Annotated in this window: 19 protein-coding genes and 3 pseudogenes; 3 read left to right on the top strand and 19 right to left on the bottom strand. The window is 41.7% G+C overall.

Annotated elements, in window-relative coordinates; genetic code table 11:
- Positions 1–50: 50 nt before the first annotated feature.
- The 11 genes and pseudogenes from HFK82_RS03340 to guaA all read right to left on the bottom strand — a co-directional run bounded on the left by HFK82_RS03340 (position 51) and on the right by guaA (position 13,156).
- Positions 51–235, bottom strand: a pseudogene (locus HFK82_RS03340) (type II toxin-antitoxin system HicA family toxin).
- A 180-nt stretch (positions 236–415) separates the two neighbouring features.
- On the bottom strand, positions 416–1,981 hold the full coding sequence (gene ffh, locus HFK82_RS03335; RefSeq protein ID WP_168260799.1) for a signal recognition particle protein: 1,566 nt from the start codon (positions 1,979–1,981) through the stop codon (positions 416–418).
- 58 nt (positions 1,982–2,039) lie between these two features.
- On the bottom strand, positions 2,040–2,372 hold the full coding sequence (locus tag HFK82_RS03330) for a putative DNA-binding protein (protein ID WP_168260798.1): 333 nt from the start codon (positions 2,370–2,372) through the stop codon (positions 2,040–2,042).
- Between the two features lie 117 nt (positions 2,373–2,489).
- Positions 2,490–3,188 carry a GntR family transcriptional regulator gene (locus HFK82_RS03325; protein WP_168260797.1) on the bottom strand — a complete coding sequence of 233 codons (699 nt, stop codon included), beginning with the start codon at positions 3,186–3,188 and terminating at the stop codon, positions 2,490–2,492.
- A gap of 111 nt (positions 3,189–3,299) precedes the next feature.
- Entirely contained in the window at positions 3,300–3,479 is a 180-nt protein-coding gene (locus HFK82_RS03320; RefSeq protein ID WP_168260796.1) for a hypothetical protein, read from the bottom strand.
- 320 nt (positions 3,480–3,799) lie between these two features.
- Positions 3,800–5,092 carry an MATE family efflux transporter gene (locus HFK82_RS03315; RefSeq protein ID WP_168260795.1) on the bottom strand — a complete coding sequence of 431 codons (1,293 nt, stop codon included), beginning with the start codon at positions 5,090–5,092 and terminating at the stop codon, positions 3,800–3,802.
- Positions 5,093–5,438: 346 nt separating this feature from the next.
- A pseudogene (locus HFK82_RS03310) lies at positions 5,439–5,726 on the bottom strand (tyrosine-type recombinase/integrase); the annotation flags it as partial.
- Positions 5,727–5,854: 128 nt separating this feature from the next.
- The gene (locus tag HFK82_RS03305) at positions 5,855–6,631 is read right to left on the bottom strand and encodes a hypothetical protein (protein WP_168260592.1); all 777 of its coding nucleotides are present in this window, start codon (positions 6,629–6,631) and stop codon (positions 5,855–5,857) included.
- Between the two features lies 1 nt (position 6,632).
- The gene (locus tag HFK82_RS03300; protein WP_168260794.1) at positions 6,633–9,419 is read right to left on the bottom strand and encodes a DEAD/DEAH box helicase family protein; all 2,787 of its coding nucleotides are present in this window, start codon (positions 9,417–9,419) and stop codon (positions 6,633–6,635) included.
- 1 nt (position 9,420) lies between these two features.
- Positions 9,421–11,370: pseudogene (locus tag HFK82_RS03295) on the bottom strand (DNA methyltransferase).
- A 223-nt stretch (positions 11,371–11,593) separates the two neighbouring features.
- Positions 11,594–13,156, bottom strand: coding sequence for a glutamine-hydrolyzing GMP synthase (gene guaA, locus HFK82_RS03290; RefSeq protein ID WP_154454320.1), 1,563 nt, complete (start codon positions 13,154–13,156; stop codon positions 11,594–11,596).
- Positions 13,157–13,692: 536 nt separating this feature from the next.
- Here guaA and HFK82_RS03285 point away from each other — a divergent pair.
- The 3 genes from HFK82_RS03285 to HFK82_RS08875 are packed head-to-tail and all read left to right on the top strand — an operon-like array spanning position 13,693 to position 15,589.
- On the top strand, positions 13,693–15,150 hold the full coding sequence (locus tag HFK82_RS03285) for an alpha-amylase (protein ID WP_168260793.1): 1,458 nt from the start codon (positions 13,693–13,695) through the stop codon (positions 15,148–15,150).
- 33 nt (positions 15,151–15,183) lie between these two features.
- The gene (locus HFK82_RS08880) at positions 15,184–15,345 is read left to right on the top strand and encodes a hypothetical protein (protein ID WP_239472444.1); all 162 of its coding nucleotides are present in this window, start codon (positions 15,184–15,186) and stop codon (positions 15,343–15,345) included.
- A gap of 1 nt (position 15,346) precedes the next feature.
- On the top strand, positions 15,347–15,589 hold the full coding sequence (locus tag HFK82_RS08875) for a hypothetical protein (RefSeq protein ID WP_240928812.1): 243 nt from the start codon (positions 15,347–15,349) through the stop codon (positions 15,587–15,589).
- 42 nt (positions 15,590–15,631) lie between these two features.
- Here HFK82_RS08875 and HFK82_RS03275 read toward each other — a convergent pair whose 3' ends face one another.
- The 8 genes from HFK82_RS03275 to prfA form a co-directional block, all read right to left on the bottom strand.
- A complete protein-coding gene (locus HFK82_RS03275) occupies positions 15,632–17,374 on the bottom strand; it encodes an ABC transporter ATP-binding protein (protein ID WP_168260792.1) in 1,743 nt (580 codons plus the stop codon).
- Positions 17,371–19,101 carry an ABC transporter ATP-binding protein gene (locus tag HFK82_RS03270; protein ID WP_168260791.1) on the bottom strand — a complete coding sequence of 577 codons (1,731 nt, stop codon included), beginning with the start codon at positions 19,099–19,101 and terminating at the stop codon, positions 17,371–17,373. The genes HFK82_RS03275 and HFK82_RS03270 overlap by 4 nt, the downstream gene beginning before the upstream one ends.
- Positions 19,102–19,123: 22 nt before the next feature.
- Positions 19,124–19,726 carry a lysozyme family protein gene (locus HFK82_RS03265; RefSeq protein WP_154454316.1) on the bottom strand — a complete coding sequence of 201 codons (603 nt, stop codon included), beginning with the start codon at positions 19,724–19,726 and terminating at the stop codon, positions 19,124–19,126.
- Positions 19,726–20,700 (bottom strand): nucleoid-associated protein, encoded by a 975-nt coding sequence (locus tag HFK82_RS03260; protein ID WP_168260790.1) that lies wholly within the window; start codon positions 20,698–20,700, stop codon positions 19,726–19,728. Before HFK82_RS03260 ends, HFK82_RS03265 begins: the two co-directional genes overlap by 1 nt.
- A 21-nt stretch (positions 20,701–20,721) precedes the next feature.
- On the bottom strand, positions 20,722–21,972 hold the full coding sequence (gene glyA, locus HFK82_RS03255; protein WP_154454314.1) for a serine hydroxymethyltransferase: 1,251 nt from the start codon (positions 21,970–21,972) through the stop codon (positions 20,722–20,724).
- Between the two features lie 92 nt (positions 21,973–22,064).
- The gene (locus HFK82_RS03250; RefSeq protein WP_154454313.1) at positions 22,065–22,664 is read right to left on the bottom strand and encodes an L-threonylcarbamoyladenylate synthase; all 600 of its coding nucleotides are present in this window, start codon (positions 22,662–22,664) and stop codon (positions 22,065–22,067) included.
- Positions 22,657–23,487: a peptide chain release factor N(5)-glutamine methyltransferase gene (gene prmC / locus HFK82_RS03245; RefSeq protein ID WP_168260789.1), complete on the bottom strand. Its 831-nt coding sequence runs from the start codon at positions 23,485–23,487 to the stop codon at positions 22,657–22,659. Before prmC ends, HFK82_RS03250 begins: the two co-directional genes overlap by 8 nt.
- Positions 23,487–24,566: a peptide chain release factor 1 gene (prfA, locus tag HFK82_RS03240; RefSeq protein ID WP_154454311.1), complete on the bottom strand. Its 1,080-nt coding sequence runs from the start codon at positions 24,564–24,566 to the stop codon at positions 23,487–23,489. The genes prmC and prfA overlap by 1 nt, the downstream gene beginning before the upstream one ends.
- Positions 24,567–24,596: the final 30 nt, after the last annotated feature.

Below are 24,596 nucleotides of genomic sequence, written 5' to 3'. Positions count from 1 at the left end.
CCTCCTCGTAATTGTTGTAGTGAAATAAGCATTGCTATTCAGCAAGAAGATTATTTCAAACCTGCTTGTTTTAAAATAGCGTCTTCAAGGCCCTTTCCGAGGTCTTTATTGTGTAATGGAACAATGATTTGGTGTCCTTTATCATCTCGAAATTTCTTATGGCTTCCATTTTGGCTGACTTCGTAAAACCCATTTTTTTAAGCAATTTTATCATCTGCTTAGGGGTCATTGGCATATTGCTTGTCCTCCTATTTATACTTATATTATACACATCAAATAATCAAATAAATAGAAGTAAAGTTTTAAACTAGCTCTCTGGGGTGTTTGGTAAAAGAAATACCTTTAATTCATAATGAAAAAGGCCAAATCATTCAGCCTTTTTCATTGATCTATTGATTTATCTGCAAGATATTTTTTATTTCTTACGTTTTTTCTTGGCTTTTTTCATTCGGTTTGCCATGCGTTTCATGGATTGTTTCATGGCGAATTCACCGATTCGGCCTCTGAGGCCGCCGCCCATCATTTCGCGTAAGTCCATATCTCCGCCACCTAGGGCTGATAAATCAGGTATACCATTTCCGCCCATCATGCCTTCTAGAGCTGACATATCCATGCCATTTGGCATATTTTTAGGGAGGTTATTTGGGTTGATGCCCATTTGTTTCATGGCTTTGTCCATGTCACCTGACATAACGCCTTGCATCATTTGTTTGGCTTGGTTGAAATCTTTGATGAATTTGTTAACTTCGACAAAGCTGTTACCAGAACCCGCTGCGATACGGCGGCGACGGCTTGGGTTAAGCAAATCTGGGTTTTCACGTTCTTCAGGTGTCATTGATGACACGATGGCACGTTTTCGAGCAATTTCTTTTTCGTCCACTTTGAAGTTTTTCATGGCTGGATTGCTTGCCATACCTGGAATCATCTTAATCAAATCTTCCATTGGTCCCATGCTTTGCATTTGGTCCAATTGTTCGATGAAATCGTTGAAATCAAAGGTGTTTTCACGCATTTTTTCAGCGAGTTCCAATGATTTCTTGTCATCGTACTCTTGGCTGGCTTTTTCAATCAGCGTCAACAAGGCTCCCATACCGAGAATACGGCTAGACATACGGTCTGGGTGGAAGGTTTCGATATCAGTGATTTTTTCACCAGTACCAGTGAACTTAATTGGTTTACCTGTGATTTCGCGAATAGAAAGCGCTGCACCACCACGTGTATCCCCGTCAATCTTGGTTAAAACAACCCCTGTGATATCCAATTGTTTGTTGAACTCGTCAGCGACGTTGGCAGCCTCTTGACCAATCATGCTATCAACAACCAAGAGAATTTCATTTGGTTGTGCCAAGGCTTTAACATCACGCAATTCGTTCATGAGTTTTTCATCAATTTGCAGACGACCTGCCGTATCAATGATAACGTAGTCATTGCGGTGTTCTTTGGCTTGGGCTAAACCGTTTTTGACAATCTCAACAGCTGAGTGGTCCGTTCCCATGTCAAAGACAGGTACATCGATTTGTTGCCCAAGGGTTTTCAATTGGTCAATCGCTGCTGGACGGTAAATATCGGCCGCAATCAACAAAGGACGTGCTTTTTCTTCCTTGATGAGCTTGTTAGCTAATTTACCAGCAAAGGTTGTTTTACCAGCCCCTTGCAATCCGACCATCATGATAATGGTGGGAATCTTAGGTGATTTCTCAATTTCAGCCGTTTCAGACCCTAAAATCTCTGTCAATTCTTCATTGACGATTTTGACGATTTGTTGAGTTGGGTCAAGGGTATCAATGATTTCATGCCCGATAGCACGTTCTCTGACACGTTTGATGAAGGTTTTAACAACTGGAAGGGCAACGTCCGCCTCTAACAAGGCCAGACGAATTTCCTTGGTGACTTCCTGCACGTCTTTTTCAGAAAGTTTGCGTTTGCCACGAATGTTTTTAAACACGCCTTGCAGGCGTTCGGTTAAACTCTCAAAAGCCATAATATCATTCTCCTACTTGAATCTGTCTTTCATTTCTATCATTTTCTCTGATGGGTGTTTAATCACGGTTGTCAATACTACTCAAAATCGTGATTTTTTCTTCTAAGAAAGCATTATCAGGGTATTTTTCTAAAATCTCATCAAAAATCTGACTACGAACGATATAATCAGAATACATATGGAGCTTCATCTCGTAAGCTTCGAGGATTTTTTCAGTTCGCTTGATGTTGTCATAAACTGCCTGACGGCTGACACCAAACTCCTCAGCAATTTCTGCCAAGCTGTAATCATCAGCGTAATACAACTCGATATAATTCATCTGCTTATCGGTCAACAAAGCCGCATAAAATTCAAACAAAGCGTTCATGCGATTGGTTTTTTCAATTTCCATAGCCTTTATTTTATCATATTTCGCGCGGTTTTAATAGTCAGAAAGCACGCAAATGGTCAGAATTGGTTAAATTTTTCAATACAAAAAGAAACACCTTAAAAAATCAGGTGTTTCAGATCATTTATTTTCCAAATAAAATTCAAATCGGTCACCAACATATTGGCTGTGGACATATTCAAATGGTCTGCCGTCGGTGAAATAGGAAACTTGTGTCAGGGCGAGGACGGCGTGGTTTTTAGGAATTTTGAGGTAATTTGCCACTTTTTCGCTGGCATTTTTGGCGTAGATGGTTTGCTGACTCTTGCCAATCTCGTAACCGTGGTCGGTCAAAGTTTGGAAAAAATGCTCGGTAATGTCCTCTTTATTGAAGGATTGAATGAGCGTTTCTGAAATGGCAGCCACTTCAAAAACAAGCGGCATATGGTCAGCGTAGCGCACCCGTTCCATGCGAATCACATAATCCGTTTCTTTCAGCTGCAAGCGTTGAATCTCGGTGTTATTGGCTGGTTTTCGTTGGTAAGAAATCAAGCGAGATGAAGGCGCCTTTCCTTGTGAGCGGACAATCTCGGTAAAACTAGTCGTTCCACGCATTTTTTCTTGCACGCGGTGGCTGGCGACATAAGTCCCGCTCCCCACACGACGCTCCAAAATGCCCTCTTCCACCAAGAGCGTAATAGCCTGACGCAGCGTCATACGGCTCACCTCGTACTCATCTGCCAAATCCCGTTCACTCGGCAAACGCTGCCCAATCTCCCAAAAGCCATCGTCAATTTGTTTCTTAATCGCATCGTGAATTCTAATGTACGCTGGAACCATACGGCACTCCCCTCCTAAAAAATGTCCTTTTCTCATTGTACCATATTTTTGAAGAAGTTTTTAGACTTCTCAAAGAAAAACACCGCTAAAAGTGTTTAGCAGTGTTTAGACTCAGGATGCCGCTCCTAAAGCAATGGCTTCACTTTTTAAACGTTCGACATCTTTAGCAGTCGGCTCCCAACCTTCAATCATATTGGTGCTTAGAGCGTACCAAACACTTGTAAAAATTTTTCTATCCTCAAATGGAACACCCAAAATGACCATTTCTTTTACATTAATATCTAAAATCATAATACTAACTCCCATTTATTATATCATAGATTCAATTTTGTCCAAAAAAGCTAACGCTTGGGAACAGCGTAAGTGAACCCTTTAAACCTTATGTTTGGTATTTTGCTATCCATACACCCCTCCAATTTCAAGAAAACGGCAGAAAACTGTCACGATTCCGTGCTTCCCCAAGCTTTTCGACTCAGATTGGGGAGGTGTTCTCCATTATTTCGCAGTAATAGCTCCATTATACACGCTTTTAGTGCTCTTGACTAGCCGTTTTCAGAAAAAACCTTCCCTTGGGAAGGTTTATAGTTTACATAAATAATATTACGTTAATATTATCGAATGGTATTCATCCATTTTCGGCTGCGAAACATGAAGATGGACACGATAAAGCGGAAAAGCTCTTCTTGGGAGAGGATGAAATAGACCCAAACGATAGGGAGTTTGAGGACGAGTCCTGTGAAAAGCCCTAGGGGAACGCCGATCAGCCAAGTGCCCATCATGTCGATAATCATGATGTATTTGGTTCGACCGCCGCTTCGGATAATGCCGCCCCCTAAGATCATGTTTTGGACTTTGATAGGGGCAAGGATGGCAAAGGCTAGGAGCAATTGTGAACCGACGTGACTGACCTGCTCATCGACATTGTAGAGATTGATGTAGCTGCTTCTGGTGAGGATAAGCACGAGCGAAAGCACCAAAGACCCTATAAAACCATAAACGCACAAGCGTTTGGAATCGTAGTAGGCACTTTCGTAGTCGCGTTTGCCGAGGCGCCTACCGATGAGAATGCCCGCTGCTTGCGACAGCCCTGAAAGAGCTCCGATAAAGAGCCCTTGGATAGGACCTGTCAAGGACATACCAGCCAGCTCACCTGTTCCCATGTGCCCATAGATGAAGGTATTGACACTCTGCCCCAAGGTCCAAAGCAATTCATTGGCAACGATAGGGAAAAGCATGACAGCGTACTGCTTGACTTCGCTTGAGGTCATACCCAAATCAAAGGCAAACTGGCAATATTTCCGATAAAAATAAATCATCAAGAGTAGATTTACCATCTGCGAAATCAGACTGGCAATGGCTGCTCCCTTGACCCCCATGACAGGAAAACCAAAATTACCAAAAATCAAGAGGTAATTCAAGACCGTATTGACCACGGCTCCCACCGCACTTATGTAGAGCGGGTATTGGGCGTAACTGTAGCAGCGCATATGAACGGCCAAGATGGAGGCCATCCCTGACAGTGGGTAAATAAAGGCCAAAATTCGCATGTAATCCGCCGCCGTCGCAATCACCTTTTGGTCGGTAGTGAAAATCCCCGCCACCGTGCTTGGCAAGAAGAAACACGCCATAACGGTCAAGGCTGCCAAGGCCAACATCACAAGGAGATTGGAGGACATGCTGGTGTTGATCTTCTTCTGCTCCTGTCGGCCCATGTATTGGGACACCATGATCCCCGTCACGGTTGCAATTGCCCCACTCACAAAAGTGAAAATAAACTGTGGTTTTCCGCCAATTTCCACCGAAGCAATGGCCGTCTTGCCCAATTGCCCCACCATCAGCTGGTCAATCATGGAAAAAGACGATTGCAACATAGCTTGCAAAGCAACGGGCAATGCAATCGTCATGGCTTCTCTGAAAAATGGTTTTCGTTGTCATTAAAGCGTTTTCTCCCTAAATCATCATACTTAGATTATAAAGCAAACGCTTGCATATTAGCAATAGATTTTTGCATCTTTTTAATGATTTTTGGGGAGGAATCGCTTTAATGACAAAAAAAACTTGCCGACATTCAGCTTTCATTTCTGAACATCAGCAAGGTTTAATAATTTTATGAGTAGTACTCGAAATATTGCCAGCTTCTACTGTAACTTGCAGGCTAATAGCTTTTTAATCCTCTGTTTATTACTCCCATTCAATGAGTAGGTTTGGCTTTGAAAAGCCCGTTGTTATTGCGTTTGTAAGGTGTCTCCACTATTTTGGAGACAGTTCTGGAGACAATTGTTTCACGGATTGATTGCCCGTGAAGGCAAATTGTTTACTTGGTGCGGTTGATATTGTGATAATCCCCGCCATAGATTCAGCGACACCATCATCAATCCCTCGCCACAAGTGTGCATAATGCTTGAGCGTGATTTCTGGCGAGCTGTGCCCGAGTCGTTTGGAAACAATCAAGACAGAAGCATTGATTTCATTAATTAGAAAGCTAACATGACTATGTCTTAGCCCTTTGGCTTGAATCACGGGAACACCCGCCAACCTGACCGCCTACCATCAAGATTTGCTGCTCTTGATAAGGATATTAAAGCACTCACAAAGTGTAAGGGTGGGGTGGTAAAAAAATGTTTCAGCAAAAAAGACCCCCCCCTTTATAGTGAGAGTCTATACTTTTAGCGTTTGATATGTAATTCTAATCGTTTACCTAGACAAATTGAGCTAATGAATGGAACAAAAACTTTTTCAACAAAAATATCTAATTTCTTTGGTAATTCGATAAATGTTAGTACTTCATTTTTGTACTCTTTAGCCTTTTTATCCACCTTTGTCTCATCAACCTCTTCATCCTTTTTAGGTTTATTAGGCTTTCTCTTCGTTCTATACACTAACTCATCCTCACGATAATACCCAAGTCTTTTGGCAGATTCAAACTCGAAATAACTAATTTTGTTAAAAGTGAAGTTGATAAATTGGTCAATCAATGCCTCATATTCTTGGTTATATGATTCATCGATTTCTAAAATAGGAACCTGATTTTCTAAATAAAACTTGGTTATCTCGGACTCAGTAGAAAGCGGAATTCCTATCCAAAATTTGGTGTAATCTTTATATTCTTGAATTTCTAGTAGTAATATCGTAAAAAACTGTTGAAAATACTCGGAAATATCTTCCCACCAATAAAGTTCATTTACGTCTGTAAAATCGAGATTCTCCATGATTGCTTCCTGAATTCTTGGAGTAATCAGGTACGGATTGTTTTTTGTCCTTATGCAGTTTAGTACTCTACTAACTAACTTGCGGTCCTCGGGAAAAAACTGAGATTGGGTATTATATTTTAGGTTATCTTCTTTCCATTTACGATATTTTTCGACAATTCTTTGTGAAGTCAATTGATAAATCAACTCACAAGTTTTGAGATAGGGTCGTGAATTCACACTTTTCTTTGGCATTTCACTCATCCTCCTCGATTATTACATCAGTAGAAGGGTCTGCTACCATCAATAAATCTATCTGTTCATTAGGTTTCTGATAGGTCACACCAGACATTGCCATCAATTCAGGGATTGTGTTTTGGCCGTCTTTTGCGGTAAAGAATTTCAGACCGCTAATCTTGACGTTATCGACACCATCTTCAAATTCCATCTCTGCTTGATGGTCGGTCATATAGAGCAACAAGTCCTGCTTCCATAGCTCGCTTACGAATCTATCGCCACTCATGCCTTTTGGTTCAATGAATATTTGGAAGTAAAAGTCACTATCTTCAAGGAACAAGATGAAGTCGGGTTGGAAGCCCTGCAAGTGCATATCTACAATTTCGCCAGCTCGATTGATCCGTGAGCCATATTGATGGAGCTTGAGCTTTTCGCTCTTAGCTGACTCACGGTGCATATTCTCGTCCATGCGGAACAAGTAAACTGCCTTGTTATATTTGGCTTTTAGCTCATTCACATGGGCTTGAATACGTGTGATGAGGTCAAATTCCAACTTGTTGACGATAGCACGGTCATAGACATAGAAGTCCTCAGCCATATCGTAAACTGCAACTTTTTGAGTGGTTTCATTCAAGAGGTTTGCCGTGTCATACTCAGGTACTCGCTTATTATAGTTGGTCAGATACTCGCTAATTGGATAACCAACAAATTTGTTTGTACCACGTTTCTTGACGTAGCCAGACTTGAATTTGACTTCGTACTCTTTCAAAAGGTCAATGGTGACTTTCAAAATATCGTCTGCCGTAATATCTGTTGACTTGTATTCTTTTGGAACGGTCAGGAAAAGTTTCAACTTACTTGCGTTGAGCCAATTTTCTCCATAAATGAAGTCTTTCATGGATTCAAGTAATGGCAGATACTTTTTCAAGTTATCAAATTGATAAAACTCAAGGCGGTGAATGGCTTTCTTAATATAGCGGTCATCAAACCTATCAACATGGACTTGTTTTGTCTCAGTCAATGCGACTGTTGCTTGATAAGACACTTCACGAGTACCATAATTCAGACTTCTTTGAATGTCCGTCTTGTGTGTGATTCCGTATTTCTGAATGGAATCAAACCAATCATCTGCCACATCCTCAGCTTCGTTGTAGTAGATTTTTCCCGTCTTATAGGTATCAGTTTTCTTGAAAGCAGGCTTAAGCTTGATTTCAATTGGTGGATTTTTCTTGTCCTGCCCCGTTGGCAAGTCCATTTGCTTCAATGAGCCTACAAGCTGTTTAAGGTATTGTGGCTCATTCATCGTGTGGTAGTGCAACGTTTCTAGGAACAATTGCTTGTTTGAGCTATCGCCATCAAATCTACGTTGATAGCTTTTTACACCGTCTAATTCAAATGGATAATACCTTGCACCACGCCCAATGAGTTGCGCTTCAACCATTGTGGCATTTTTGTTTGTCGCAGCTTCCTGTTCAATACGAACAATATCATAGAGATTGAGAACATCCCATCCCTCTGTCAGTTTTGCGACCGCAAAAACCACACGATAGAGGTTGTTTGGGCTTTCGAGCGTGTTGAGTGCCTCATACTGCCCCTTTTCAAGCATATTTCCGCTTGTGTCATTAGCATTTAACACGTTTCTCGGGTCAAAGTCTTGCTTAATCTCACGGACGATTTTTGCAAGGTCATCTTCGTTTTTGAGATAGTAGTTGTAAGCCAATTCCAAAGCTGAGCTGTCGTTGCTATCTAGGACTTGTTGGCGCTTGATAAATGCGAGCAAATCCGTAACATTGAGATTTTGAATCAGCTCATTAAAGACCTTGTTGGCTTCCAGTGATATCGCAACTTTTGCTGACTTAAACATAATCACGGGCTTAAATGTTCCTGTGACACCCTCGGCATAAGCACAGTATTTTCTAAACTGCGAAAGCAAGACCGCGTTTAGCATTTTATCTTGGTCGCTTGCGGACGTTTCAATTCGCTTAACCTGCTTGGAATAGCCATCAAACATGAATTGATTCAACGGATAGCGGTAGACCACCTTATCCCGATACTTGTTATATATGACTTCTTTATCAAAATCGACTGTTGCCGTAAATTCAAGGAGGAGATTCTTTTGTTCCTTATCATCACGGGCACGCAAGATTTTGTTAATGGCTGATTCCCAAGTATTTTCAGCTTCCTTCTCTGACTTGGTGCTTGCGGAATAATGGTGTGCTTCATCTGCTAAGACTGCAACAGGTTGGTTTTCATAGTCTGAAAGCCCCATGGTATTTTCTTTCAAGACAAACAGGTCATCCGATACTTTTTGAACCGAAGATAGCTTAATGTAAATGGTGTTGTCTTGTTGGACTCTAGGAAATCGTTCGACTTGCTTAATGAAAATATGCTTGCCGTCGATTTCAATTTTGTCTTGGAACAGGTATTTTTCACTATTTTCGTTGACCAAGTTGTCCTTTGTTTTCATCAAGACTGAGTTGGTATTGACGGTAAACAAGAAGTTGCGATAGCCATGCTCTTGATAAAGGTAGAGGATAAGCCCTGCCATCAAGTCGGTTTTCCCTGAACCTGTCGCCATGTTAAATAAAACGTGTTGAGGGTTTGGTTTAATCTGTGTTTGGGTATAGTGATAATTTCGGATAGCTTTATCCTGATAGGCACGCAAAGTATGAATTAAGTTTGCGTTGATATACTCAGGAATGATATAACCTTGGTGCTGACTGAACAAGTCTTTTTCTGCTTGTTCAGCCTGATCCACAAGAGGAAATTGACGAGCGTTAGCAGGTATTTTCTTTGCTTTTGCCATGCTAGTCACCCCCTTCATAGAAATTCTTGTTGAAGGTGTAATCTTCATCAGAGATTAAGTCACGGACGTTTTTATCGTCAATTTCAGAGTAGTTATAGTAAAGCCCATTTTTATCAAGGAGCTTCACAAGTAGACGCTTGTTTTCGTCAAATCCTTGTAGCCAATCAATCTTGGATAAGTCAGCACGGAAAGAAATATCAGCAGGTTCCATAGTATCTGTTCCTTCTAACATACGATTGTACACGACTTTCAAGTCATCTAATGTTTTTGCATGAATAATATCTTGTAGATAACCCATATTCTTAGGCATTAGTTCTGTATAGACAAATGAACCCCCGCCTTGCCAATTTACATCTTTAGAAATACCACCTTGTTCCCCAGCGATTACTTTTTGTAGTCTTGGTACAGATACTTCGTTAATATAGTCCATTTGTTCAATACCGATAAATCTGCGGTTCATTTTCATCGCGACTGCTTGAGTGGTTGCAGAACCCATGAAAAAATCAAGAACAATATCATTTTCATTTGAACCAATTTGAATGATGTCTGAAATCAAATGTTCAGGTTTAGGAAACGAAAATTTTTTCTCTCCAAATAAAGTTTTTAACTGATTTGTACCATTACCACTTGAATATTCGGGACGGTAAAAAACTGACTTTGCTTTTTTAGATGGTAGGTCTCCAAGCTCTGGTCTTTGTTTTTTATAGATAGAGTAACCATCTGTTCCTTTAACGAGGATAACATCATCAATTAACCTCTTCATAGTTTCTCTTTTCCATCTCCACGACACTTCCTGTCCATCTGTTATTGGTAGAAGCTCAAAGTCACTTTCTGATTGTCTTTCAAATTGAATTTTACCAGCGCTACTAATATAAATTGGATAATATAAATTTGGTCGTTTCGTTCTTGGTGCATTTACACCCGTTGCTTTTAAATTAGCCCCTTTTTTAAAGTATCCGACTTCATCCTCTTCCCACTCATCAACTGATTCATCCGTAATAAGTAAATTATTAAACTTCGCAAATGAAGTGTTTTTTACAAAAACTGTCAAATACTCATGTGTCCCTGCAAAACCATATTGGTCTTGATTCCCTTTTAAATTTGAAATCACCGGAACAGTAGAGACAAAGTTACTTGACCCAAAAATATCAGAAGCTAAAATTTTGAGATATGCTTGTTCATTATCGTCTGATTGAATGAAGATTATTCCATCATCTGAAAGTAGGTCATGAGAAATTTCAAGTCTATTTTTCATAAATGCTAACCAAGAGCTATGGCTAAATTTATCGTTGTAAACAAAACTATCATTTTTAGTATTGTAAGGAGGGTCAATATAAATAAGTTTCACTTTACCAGCGTACTTATCCTTGATTGCATGTAAAGCTAGTAAATTATTTCCCTTAATAATTAAGTTATCTTTATCTTCATCAAATTCTGTTACAGCTGACTCACCATTTTCATCGTACTTTTTACTATTTACAAAAACCTTCTTATCAAACAAACGGTCAATCTCGTCTTTCTAAATCACTTCATTCAAAAAAGCATCATCATAACCATCTTCATTATCTTCTTTTGTCATAGAAGCAGTGAGAACACCATCTTTGAACGGGAAGTCTAATACGACATCTTGGCTATCTTGTAAGAACTTCCCTTTTGAAGCTAACCCAACACGATTTTCATATTTGGTGTAGCTTGTGTCCCAGTAATCGTTATAGAGAACGGCTTCTTCAAGTTGTTCAATCTGAAAGAGCTTTTGCCCCGCCACTTCCTTGATGAAATGTTGCTTGATGAAATCTACTTCAAACAACTTGCTCAAAAGTGCTTCATCATAATTTCGTAAATCATCCGTGAGTTTGGAACGGTTCAATACTTCTCCGACAAAATATTTGTCGCCAAAAGATACCAAAGCCGTTTTCAACTCGTCAAAAATTTTCGGTTCAATTTTTGCCATTTTGCTCATCTCCTTAATAGTTTATCTCTTAAATTATAGCATTGAACGCCTTACACGTGTTAGCGAGAATCAAAAGAATCCTCCCACCGACAACCATTCAGTGAGAGGATTTTTGGCGACAGTTTTGGAGACAATTCAAATCATTTTGTGTCTCCGAACGTCACTTGAGTTTTAGCTAAATGCAGTAAAATCAACGTTTCTGGTGTTATAAAGTGTCACTACTTTATTCCCATTCTACTGTTGCAGGTGGTTTACTTGTAATATCGTAGACGATGCGGTTAACGTGGTCCACTTCGTTTACGATACGAACAGAGATTTTTTGCAAGACATCCCAAGGGATACGAGCGAAGTCTGCGGTCATGCCGTCAATTGATGTGATGGCACGGATAGCGATAGTGTAGTCGTAAGTACGACCGTCACCCATAACCCCAACAGAACGAACGCCAGTGTTAACAGTGAAGTATTGCCAAATGTCACGGTCAAGACCTGCTTTAGCGATTTCTTCACGGAGGATGGCATCTGATTCGCGGACAGTTTCCAAGCGTTCTGCAGTGATTTCACCCATGACACGGATAGCCAAACCAGGTCCTGGGAATGGTTGACGCCAAACCACTTCGTCTGGCATACCAAGAGCTGTTCCAAGCGCACGAACTTCGTCTTTGAACAAGGTATTCAATGGCTCGATAAGTTCAAATTGCATGTCTTCTGGAAGACCACCAACGTTGTGGTGTGATTTGATGGTTTGGGCAGTATCTGTACCAGATTCGATGACATCAGTGTATAGCGTTCCTTGTGCAAGGAAATCAACACCTTTTAGCTTGCTTGCTTCATCATCAAAGACGCTAACGAATTCATTTCCGATGATTTTACGTTTTTTCTCTGGGTCTTCTACGCCAGCCAATAAGTCCAAGAAACGTTTTGAAGCGTCAACGCGGATGATGTTAAGTCCGAATTTACCACCAAGCATTTCCATAACTTGGTCACCTTCGTTTTTACGAAGCAAACCATGGTCAACGAAGATACATGTCAATTGGTCGCCGATAGCGCGTTGAAGAAGGACTCCAACAACAGATGAGTCCACGCCACCAGAAAGTCCTAAAAGCACTTTGCGGTCACCAACTTTTTTGCGAATTTCGTTGATTTGCAAGTCGATGAAATTATCCATTGACCAGTCACCTTTAGCCCCACAAATTTTGAAGGCAAAGTTGCGCAAAATGTCGTTACCATATACAGAGTGACGCACTTCTGGATGGAATTGGATACCGTAGATGTTTTTCTCAGTGTTTTCAATAGCAGCGTAAGGGCAATCAGCCGAATCACCAACCAAGTGGAAACCTGCTGGGATTTCTGTAACGGCATCACCGTGGCTCATCAAAACCGTTTGCTCTTTTGGTGTATCTGCAAAAAGTTTTGATTCTGCTTTTAGGCGAAGTGTTGATTGGCCGTACTCGCTATTACCTGTTTGACCAGCTGGCACTACTTTTCCGCCGAGCTTATCAGTCAATAATTGCATCCCGTAACAGATACCAAGAATTGGAATACCCAATTCAAAAATAGCTTCATCAATACCAAAAGCATTGTCCGCATAAACAGAATTAGGACCACCAGAAAGCACAATTCCGATTGGATTGATTTCACGAACTTCATCGGCTGTGATTTTGTGGCTTCTCAATTCAGAGAACACACCAAATTCACGAATGCGACGTGCGATTAATTGGTTATACTGGCTACCATAATCAAGAACAATGATTTTTTGAACATCAGTCAAAGTAGATTTGTCAGTCATTATTACCCTTTCTATATCGTCGGCAAACCGCCAACAGTAATCATAGCTCATTGTAACATATTTTTTCTTATTTAGCATTATCTATTTTTAGGTAAGAAAAAAAACAGAACAGCTAAAAACTGTTCTGTTCGGAGTTAATATGAAAAGGATCGGTATGCTATTAGTATATAAGATGTGGCCCTAAATCACATCCGTCTAAAGTCCTATTTTTTGAAAAAAGAGTTATTTTGTCATGAGGATGTTAGATTTCAGTCAATTGACTCATGTCAAAACATTTGAAAAGTTTTTAAGTGGGCGTTAAGATTATTTGGTTATATTATAAGAAAATCCTAAAACTTTTCTTTTTCATAATCTCCATAGGTGAGGGCTTCTAGAGCTCTTGCTTTTTTATTGTTCCCAAATAACCACAAACAGTCTGCCTTGTCAGTTGCATGTTATATTTCAGAAAAGGTTGTACTTTACGCAAACGGTTGCGTTATTTTATCTTTTTGGTACAATGGAAGAAACAGCTTTTTCTTTTTAGGAGATTTATTTTTATGACAAATGAAACCTTAATGCAGTATTTTGAATGGTATTTGCCTGATGATGGTAAGCACTGGCAAAACTTGGCTGCTGCTGCACCGCAATTAGCTAAAAAAGGGATTACGAAGATGTGGCTTCCGCCTGCCTTTAAGGCAACGCACTCGGCTGATGTGGGGTACGGTGTTTACGATTTGTTTGATTTGGGAGAATTTGAGCAAAAAGGCAGCGTTCGGACTAAGTACGGTACCAAGGCTGACTATCTAGCGACTATTAAAAGCCTGAAAGATAACGGCATTGAACCTATGGCGGATGTGATTTTGAATCACAAGGCTGCTGCTGACCACACGGAAGTCTTTACCGTGGTGGAGGTGTCGCCTGAGGACCGCACCAAGGTCTTGAGCGAGCCTTTTGAAATCGAGGGTTGGACCAATTTTACCTTTGCAGGTAGAAAGCATAAATACAACGCTTTTGAGTGGCACTGGTACCATTTCACTGGGACTGACTACGATGTCAAGACAGGCAAGACAGGTATTTTTCAGATTCAAGGGGATAACAAAGGTTGGGCGAACCAAAATCTGGTGGATGGTGAAAACGGTAACTACGACTATCTCATGTACGCTGATTTGGACTTTAAACACCCTGAGGTCATTCAAAATATCTACGACTGGGCGGACTGGTTCGTGGAAACGACTGGCATAACAGGTTTTCGTTTGGACGCTATCAAGCACATTGATTCTTTCTTTATGGGGAATTTCATCCGCGATATGAAAGCCAAATACGGCGATGATTTCTATGTCTTTGGGGAATTTTGGAATAGCGATGAACAAGCCAATACGGATTATCTGGAAAGCACGGATTTTCGTTTTGACTTGGTAGATGTGCGACTGCACCACAATTTATTTGACGCGAGCCAAGATGAGCAATTCGATTTGCAGACGATTTTTGAGGGAACGCTGGTTAAAAACCACCCTGATTCTGCGGTGACTTTCGTCGATAATCACGATACCCAGCGTGGACAGGCTTTAGAATCAACGATTGCCGAGTGGTTTAAGCCTGCAGCCTATGCTCTCATTCTCTTGCGACAAACAGGACTTCCTTGTGTTTTTTATGGGGATTATTACGGCATTTCTGGTGAATTTGCCCAAGAGAGCTTTAAAGATGTGATTGACCGCCTACTTCTACTGCGTCAAACGGTGGTTTACGGCGAGGAAGTGGATTATTTTGATGAGGAAAATTGCATCGGCTGGACTTGCCTTGGCGATGACCAGCACCCAAATCCTCTAGCGGTTGTGATTAGCAATGGCAAAGCGACCTCAAAACGCCTTTTTGTTGGGGAAAATTGGGTTGGACAAGCCTTTGAAGATGCCCTATACCACTACCCTTTGCCTGTCACGATTGATGCGGACGGTTATGGGGACTTTCCAGTGGGTGAAAAATCGGTGAGTGCTTGGGTACCACTTGGGGTCTTGTAGGTCCTTTCGCTTAGTGATTGAGGAGGACTTGCCATGAAGGGAAACAACCGTATTTGGTACATTGGCTATGCCTTGTCACTCCTGCTTATTGTAATGATGTTTTGCAATGATTTTTCTAAAACGATGGATATGGCGCTTATCTTTTTGTTTAGTGCGGTTTTTAGCATTTCTTACATTCAGTTTGCTGCACCATAAAATGATGCGAACAGACACAACTTATCGCATCAGCGTCAAGACAGAACGCAATACCTTTATCAAGGAAAAGGCAGGCAGCATTGCTCTGATGATAACCATGATTTTTCTGGGAATTGTCACGGTTTTGCTGATTGCATTGGATTATTTTTTACCAGCTATCATGACAGGGACGCTGATTTTACTGCAACCGATATTGCTCATTCTAATCAGCAATATCCTTGAAAAACAGTATCCTGATAACTAAAAAATACCTCTCTCATGGGAAACATGAGGGAGGTATTTTGGCTTAAAAGGCACTGTCGTGTGCGGTTTGCATTTGGTAATAAACACCTTTTTTCGCCATTAAGGCATGGTGTTTACCGTATTCGACCACATCCCCGTCAACCATAACGAGAATGAAATCCACGTTTTTGATGGTTGATAGACGGTGGGCGATAATAAAGCTGGTGCGTCCTTTCATCAAGGTTTCAAAGGCTTCTTGCACCAAGAGTTCTGTCCGTGTGTCAATTGACGATGTGGCTTCGTCTAAAATCAAAATTTTCGGTGATTTGATAAAGACGCGGGCAATGGTGAGCAATTGGCGTTGTCCCTGTGACAATGAAGCGCCTGCATCAGCCAGATAAGTGTCGTAGCCGTTTGGCAATTGACGGATAAAGAAATCGGCATTGGCAGCCTTAGCTGCTGCGATGACTTCTTCTCTTGTGGCATTTGGATTTCCGTAAGCAATGTTATCATGGACGGTACCAACCTTGAGCCACGTTTCTTGCAAGACCATTCCGATTTGGTGACGTAAGGCCTCCGCGTCGTAATGGGACATTGGCACGCCGTCTAAGTCAATTGAGCCGCTATTTAACTCGTAGAAACGCATCAAGAGATTGATTAGGGTTGATTTCCCTGCTCCTGTTGGCCCAACAATCGCGACTTTTGAAGCTGGCGGAATAGACAAGTCCAGATGTTTAATCAAGGTTTTTTGGCTGGTATAACCAAAAGAAACGGCTTTGAAATCAATTTGCCCTTTAATGTTTTCAGCGTCCAGCTCTATTTTCACTGGGAGCGGTTCGCTTTTTTCATCCAAAATGCTATACAGACGCTCTGCACAAGCCAAGGTGCTCTGCAATTCTGACAAGACAGATGAAATGTCATTGAAAGGCTTGGTGTATTGGTTGACGTAGTTTAAGAAGGTGGTCAATTCTCCAATCGTGAAGGCACCTGACATGATGCGCAAGGCTCCAACCCCTGACAAGAGGGCATAAATCAAACTATTGATAAAGCGAGTGGCTGGGTTCACCGTTGAAGAATAGAAAATAGCCTCTTGAGAATAATCGGCATAAGTATTGTTAATGCCTGTAAATTGCTCGATTGTAGTATTTTGAGCGTTTAAAAGGTGGATCAAACTTTCCTGACGAATCATTTCCTCGATATACTGAGTTTGTTGACCACGTGATTTGGTTTGATTTTGGTACAATTGGTAACTTCTTTGGGCAATAAAACGTGCCAAAAAGAGTGATAAGGGCGTCAAAATCAAGACCAGACCAACCATTAACAAATCAATATCAGCCATAGCCACAATGGTAATGACAATGGTTAAAATACCGATGAAAAATTGATTAAAGACCATTAACAAACCGTTGCTTAATTGTTCAGAATTGGTCGTGACGCGGCTGACGAGGTCGCCAGCGCTCTTGCGGTCCAAATAAGCAATGGGCATTTGATTGAGTTTTTCCATGACTTTTTGCCGCAATTGGTAAACGAATTGGAAGGTCAAGCGGTTATAAATCAAAGGATTAACCCACTGAATCAAGGTGTTGAGTCCGACGACGGCAATCATCTTGGCAATAATTGGCAACAACAGTTGAATGGAATTGGGTGATAAAACAACATCAACCGCATCCCCGATGAGAATAGGGAGGTAAACGGTCAAGCTCACTTGCATCAGGGTTCCAATGGTTGCTCCCAAGACCAGCCATCTTTGTGTCAACAAATCTTTGATTAAGCGTTGGGTGGTCTGTGTTTGATAGCGTGCTTTCATCCTAAACCTCCTTCTTCTTCAGAATGTTGTGAGTAATGGATAGCCTGATAAACCTTGTTGTGAGCTAACAAGTCATCATGTGACGCAAAGCCTAATTGCTTGCCTTGGTCTAAGAGCAAGACCTTGTCAGCAGCTTTTAAGCTATTGGTGCGTTGTGAGATGAGAATCAAAGTGGTGTCCTTCAATTCTTCATGAATGGCTGTCAATAGCTTGGCTTCAGTCAAGTAGTCCAAGGCTGATGTGGAATCATCCAAAATCAAGAACGGCGCTTCTTGCACCAAGGCGCGAGCAATGGTCAACCGTTGACGCTGCCCACCTGAGAAATTACGCCCAAAAGCTTCCACCACGGCATCCAATTGCCCTTCTTTTTCTGAAACAAATTCAGTGGCTTGGGCAATATCCAAGGCACGCCAAAGCTGTTCATCGCTAATCTTTTCTTTTAATCCAAAGGTCAGATTAGAACGAATGGTTCCTTGGAACAGCTCTGCTTTTTGCGGCACGACATTGACCCACGAACGCCATTCTTTCAAGGTTTTAGGAGAGTGTTGCTTTTGGAAAATGTTCAAACTTCCCTCTTGTGGGGTGTACAGGTGCGTTAGCAATTCCACCAAGGTTGATTTTCCTGCTCCTGTCCCTCCGATAACCCCGATAAAGGCTCCTGGAGTGATGGCCAGGTTAATATCAGACAAGGCAGGCTCAGCTGCGGATGGGTAAGTGAAACTCATGTCCTTGATGCTAATAGCAAGGTCAGACGTTTTTTGTGGCAATGGGGTATTCAAATTTTCTGACGGCATCTCAAACACTTCGGTCATGCGTTTAGCACTGATGAACGATTGGTTTAGCGATGTGACTAACATGGTCATCTTGAGCAATTCTGTCAAAATCTGCAAGAGATAATTAACCAAGGCAATCAACATCCCTTGTGACAATAAACCTTGTCCGATAGATAGATTTCCCTGCCAAATCACGATAATCAGCGTGCCGTTAACCACGACATAAGTCAAAGGGGTCACTAAGCTAGACAAGTACCCTGCCTTAAGTTGCAAGCGCGTGTAGCCTTGATTAGCAGCAGAGAATTCCTCTTCTTCTTTGTCCACCTGTCCAAAGGCACGGATAACGCGAGCACCTTCTAATTGCTGACGCGTCAGACGCACAATGTGGTCGATAGCCAGACGAATTTTTGCATAAATGGGATTTAGCAAGCGTGACATCACAAAGACCAAGGTAAAGAGAATGACCACCATCAAAACAAAGGCAATGGTCAATTTTGGGCTAATGGTAAAGGCCATGATAATTGACCCAAAGACAATGATAGGTGCGCGTAAAAAGAGGCGTAGAAATTGGTTAATACCTGTCTGAATCTGATAAGTATCACTGGTTAGACGCGTAATCAAACTAGAAGCGGTTATGCGATCACGGTCCTCCTTACTCAAACTCATGATTTTCTTAAACAAATCCTGCGTGAGCTGACGGGTGTAACCAACGGCAGCTTTTGATGAGAAATACTGGGCTGTAATAGCAACGATTACACCTACAATAGCCAAAAGAAAGAGCAAGCCAATCATGGCATACAACTGTGACTTATTATGGTGGGGAATGATGGTATCAACGATTCTAGCAATAATAATGGGAACTAACAGTTCAAAAGAAGCTTCAAATAATTTAAAAAGGGGCCCCAAGATTGTCTCTTTCAGGTACCCTTTAAAATACTGTCCTAATGCTTTCATTTTCTACTTTCTAAAACATATGTTAAAACAAGCTCATCAACTCAATCAGATAGAGATTGAAATGAACTTCGCGTGAGTAATAGATATTACCACCGTTTTTGTACAATTTTCCTCCAGATATGAGTGCTATAGGGTGATGGTAAAAATAACTTTCCCCAGTGGTGTTTCCAAGACTGGGAGCAACGACATTTTTGGAATATTCAGTGGCTAATGCAATGGTACTCTTACCACCATGATTAGCAACATAATCAATATAAGCCGTTCCAAAATTGTAGGCTTGCACTGCCGTCCAAACATCCACGCCTTTTTCCTCAGCTAAGGTAAGGTTTTTAGACAAGAGAGTGACGCCCTGACGGATACTGGTTTGGCTATCCGTAATGGAATTGGCAACTCCTGAGGTGCTTTCGCTGGATTGCATAACGTCCCCATCACTGCCCTTGGTTTCCGTGTAAATCATGGCCAAAACCAAGTCAACATTGGCAGTGGTGTCATTGGTCGCCAAAATCTCCTTCACCATAGTTTTATATTGCAAGACATTATGTACGTTGACATAAGTGTCGTGAATTTGAAAGCCAGCAAAGAAAACAAGCCCAAGTATAACCAAACGTCTGATACATTTAAACATTATTTATTTTGAATATCCTCTATATTTTTGATTAGAATAGAATAGGTTCCATTTGGGTTTTGAATAAATTCGACTGACTCGGCATCCTCATAGACATTATTGGGAACAATGAGTTGAATGCCATTTGAAAGTGAGAGTTTCTGATTTTCCAGTTTTTTACTCTGACGCGAATGGTCAATATCTGATAGTTGAATAGGTTCTGGAATGCTTTCTTTCAATTCATCCACAAAGGTCAGACGGGCAGTCAGGTTGCTATCAAACAATTGGTCAGCTAGCTTTTCAGGCGACAACTCCTCTTCTTCCAAGTTTTTATGGATAGCTGCTTTCATTTTCGATTGAAAAGCAAAGTCATCTTGCTGAAAATTTTCAGCGATTTTCTGAGCAGTCTGTTCCACCATTTTAATGGATTTTTTCACAGATTGTTCAGGCTGAACTTGCAAGAGATTTTCTGAAAAATAATGAGCAAAACTGCCATTATGCTTAATTCGCTTCTCGATAAGATAGTAATTGCGATTTTGACGGTTGACAATCAAGGCCTCATCAGGCACTTGTGCAGCCGTTGGCAGATTGTTTTGCGTGATTTTCAAAGGATTATCATTATCGCTTGAAATATGTGTGAAATTTTCTTTCAAAGCAACCCGCAAAAAAGCAAAGTGCTCCATGCCATCCTTGTCAAATTGAATGAAAATGAGATCATTGACTTTTTGGTTGTCAGACAAGACAAATTCTTCTTTCCACAGCTGGGCAATCTGAACCGATGATTCCAGCAAATCATCGGTGAGATAGCTCCAAAAAACATTGTCCTTAGAAAAAGTGCCACGCTTGGCTTCGTCTGAAAAGACTTTACTGAGTTTTTTGCGAAAATACTCATCAATTCGCGGCGTCAGAGTCAACGGTTGGTCTGACAAGATTAGGTCAGTGTCGTTGGGTGTGAATTGGTGAATCACAATCCGTTTAATATATAAATCAATCATGTTGGCTGTTTTAAGTGTTCGTTAGTAGAGCGGGAAAGCATCTGTTAGAGCCTTCACGTCCTGACGAACCTCCTCTAAAATAGTTTCGTTTTGGTGATTTTCTAGGGTCTTGACAATCAATTCTGCAATCGTACGTGATTCAGCTTCGCCCATGCCACGACTAGTGATGGCTGGGGTGCCGATGCGAATGCCTGAGGTTTTAAAAGGCGATAAGGTTTCAAATGGAATCGCATTTTTGTTCAAGGTAATATTGACTGATTCCAAAATGTTTTGGGCCACTTTGCCATTTTCAACGACCTTCGTCACGTCAACAAGAAAGACGTGGTTGTCTGTTCCTCCTGAAATGACGCGGAAATTTGGGTGTTGGGTAAAAACCTCTGCCATAGCGGCAGCATTTTTCACCACCTGCTCACCGTAAGTTGTGAAAGCAGGGTCCAGGGCTTCTTTGAAGGCAACGGCTTTTCCAGCAATGACGTGCATCAAGGGTCCACCTTGCAAGCCAGGAAAGACCGCAGAATTAATCTTCTTAGCTAGGGCTTCATCATTGGTTAAAATCAAGCCACCACGAGGCCCACGTAGGGTTTTGTGGGTTGTGCTTGTTGTGATGTGGGCATAAGGAACAGGGCTTGGGTGATGACCTGAAGCGACTAACCCCGCAATGTGCGCCATATCCACCATCAAATAAGCCCCAACGCTATCAGCAATGTCACGGAAACGTTTGAAATCAATGATACGAGAATAAGCTGACGCTCCTGCAACGATGAGTTTTGGCTGGGTTTTCAGCGCTAATTGAGCTAGAGCATCGTAGTCAATGCATTCAGTGACGGGGTCCACGGTGTATGACACAAAGTGATAAGTTTTTCCTGAAAAGCTAACGGGTGCTCCGTGCGTTAGATGCCCACCAGCCGCCAAATCCATGCCCAAAACAGTATCGCCAGGTTGGATTAAAGCCATGTAGGCAGCGGCATTGGCTTGACTTCCTGAGTGCGGTTGAACATTGGCAAATGCAGCACCAAAGAGTTCTTTTGCACGGTCAATGGCAAGGTTTTCGACCACGTTCACGCAGTCTGTTCCCCCGTAGTAGCGTTTACCTGGGTAACCTTCAGCGTATTTATTGGTCAAAACGCTACCTTGTGCTGCCATGACAGCTTTTGACACCACATTTTCAGAGGCGATGAGTTCAATGTTGTTTTGTTGGCGAACTTCTTCAGCGTGCACGGCAGCCCAGAGTTCTTGGTCAAATGCTTCGTAGTTTTCCTTGTCAAAAATCATAACCTGATCTCCTTTTTGATAAGTCCAAGTGACACCCTTGTCGTCAAGTCTGTCAAAGCCAAAACATTATGAGAAAAATTCCCCCTAAAAACCTAATTGGATTCAAACGATAATTCAGGTGCCACAGCCAATAATTCCGCCTTGGTAATGGCACCTTGGCGCAAAATTCGAGCTGTTTCTCCAGATAAATCTAAAATAGTTGAATCCACGCCTGTTAGGGCAGCATCATCTGCCAGCCCTGTCACCTCGTTGTTGAACTGGGTTTTAATATCAGCAAAGATTTTCCCACTTTCTCGCCCAGAGATATTGGCAGAAGGACCAATTAAAGGCCCTGTTTGCTGAATCAATTCCAAGGTTTTTGGGTGATTGGGAATTCGAAAACCAATTGTTGATAAGCCAGAATTGATCCAAGCTGGCACACGGTCATTGGCCTGTAAAATAATGGTCAAAGGACCAGGTAAAAAAGCCTCGTAAAGTGTTTTGAGGTAGCTGGGTTGATTTTTTGAAAACGCTAAAATGGTTTCCAAATCAGCCACATTAAGATTCATCGCCTTGTCTTTTGGACGACGTTTGAGTTGGTAAACGTGCTCAACTGCTGCTTCGTTCATGGCTTGCGCAAATAGTCCGTAAACCGTTTCTGTCGGCAAAATCACCGCTCCGCCATTTTCTAAAATCTCTTTTAAATTAGCCATTATCCATCACGACCATTCTATCTTTTCCAAATACATCTTGTAATACCCGCACGCGCTTGCCAGGAAAATGCTGCTCCAGCAAGTTTCGCAAACCGTCACCTTGCTTATACCCAATTTCAAAATAAAGCTTTCCTTGCTCGGTTAGGTAGTTGCTAGCTTCTTCGATAATCCGACGGTAAATAGCAAAACCATCTTCGTCTGCAAACAAAGCCAAATGCGGCTCTGAGGTCAAAACATTCACACCCACTTCATCCCTATCGTCAAAGGCGATATAAGGCGGATTGGAAACAATGATATCAAATGTTCCTGTCAGATTGCTAAATACATCAGATTGCACCCAATCAATCTTGACTTGGTGTTTCCCCCCATTGTCACGCGCTAGGTTTAAGGCATCTATTGAAATATCAGACGCTGTCACTTGCCAATCTGTCCGCGCAGCCTTGAGTGAAATGGCAATCGCCCCGCTACCTGTACCGATATCTAAAACACGTTTATCTGCTCCGCTATTTTCCTTTAAAATCAACTCAACCAATTCTTCGGTTTCTGGTCGCGGAATCAAAACGCGCTCATCCACGGCTAAAGCTAAATCGCGGAAATAAGCCGTACCTGTGATGTATTGAGGGGAGCGGTGCTGGCTTAGTTGGGACATAATCCCTGCCAACACTTGCTCGTCCTCGGACGTCACAGATTGATTTTGGTGTAAAATGTAATCCAGCAAAGTCCAGCCTTTGATGTCACGAAAAACGTAAGCAAGGTTTTCGGGGGCTTCGCCAAGGTTTTGTAACTGTTTTTCTAATTGGCTGATGGTTTCAGCGTAATTCATTATTGATTCAACTCTTCTAATTTCTTGGTTTGGTCAAAGAGAATCAAGGCGTCAATGATTTCGTCCAATTTTCCTGACAAAATGCTATCCAATTTTTGCAAGGTCAAACCGATACGGTGGTCTGTCACACGGTTTTGTGGGAAATTATAGGTACGAATACGTTCTGAACGGTCACCAGTACCGATGGTTGATTTACGTTCGGCGTCTTGTTCGTTTTGAGCGATTTGGGCAAAGTGGTCAGCCACGCGCGCACGAATAATTTTCATGGCTTTGTCGCGGTTCTTTTGTTGGGTACGTTCTTCTTGCATTTCCACTTTAATACCTGTTGGAATGTGGACCATACGAACGGCTGTCGCTACTTTGTTGACGTTTTGTCCACCAGCACCTGAGGCATGGTAGATATCCACGCGCAAGTCTTTTGGATCAATTTCGTATTCGACTTCTTCTACTTCAGGCATAACCAAGACGGTCGCTGTTGAGGTGTGAACACGCCCTTGGCTTTCTGTTACAGGAACACGTTGCACACGGTGGGCACCTGATTCGTATTTCAATTTAGAGTAAACCGATTGACCAGATACCATGACCACTACTTCTTTGATACCACCGACACCGTTGTAAGAAGCTTCCATGACATCAAATTTCCAACCTTGGCTTTCAGCGTATTTTTGATACATTTGCAATAAGTCACCAGCAAAAAGAGCTGCTTCGTCCCCGCCTGCTGCTCCGCGAATTTCCAAGATGATGTTTTTATCATCGTTTGGATCTTTTGGCAAGAGCAAAATCTTCAATTTTTCTTCGTATTCTTCCTTGGCAGCTTTTGACTCTTTGAGTTCTTCTTTGGCCATTTCTTCCAATTCAGGATCGCCACCAGCGTCTTTAATCATTTCTTCAGCGTCTTCGATGTTTTGAAGAATTTGCTTGTATTCGCGGTAAGCTGTCACGGTATCGCGGGTATTAGCTTCTTCGCGTGACAATTCCATAAAACGTTTGGTGTCGCTAACGACCTCAGGGTCACTAAGCAATTCTCCCAATTCTTCATAACGGTCTTCAACCGCTTGTAGCTGATCGTAAATGTTCATTGTTTTTTATTACCCTCTCTTTTTCCAGTT

Origin of the sequence: Streptococcus alactolyticus, from assembly GCF_012277075.1 — a bacterium.
In the GTDB taxonomy this organism is placed as follows: domain Bacteria; phylum Bacillota; class Bacilli; order Lactobacillales; family Streptococcaceae; genus Streptococcus; species Streptococcus alactolyticus.
Note: the sequence above shows the minus strand (reverse complement) of the source record. Positions and strands in the feature narration are given on the sequence as shown.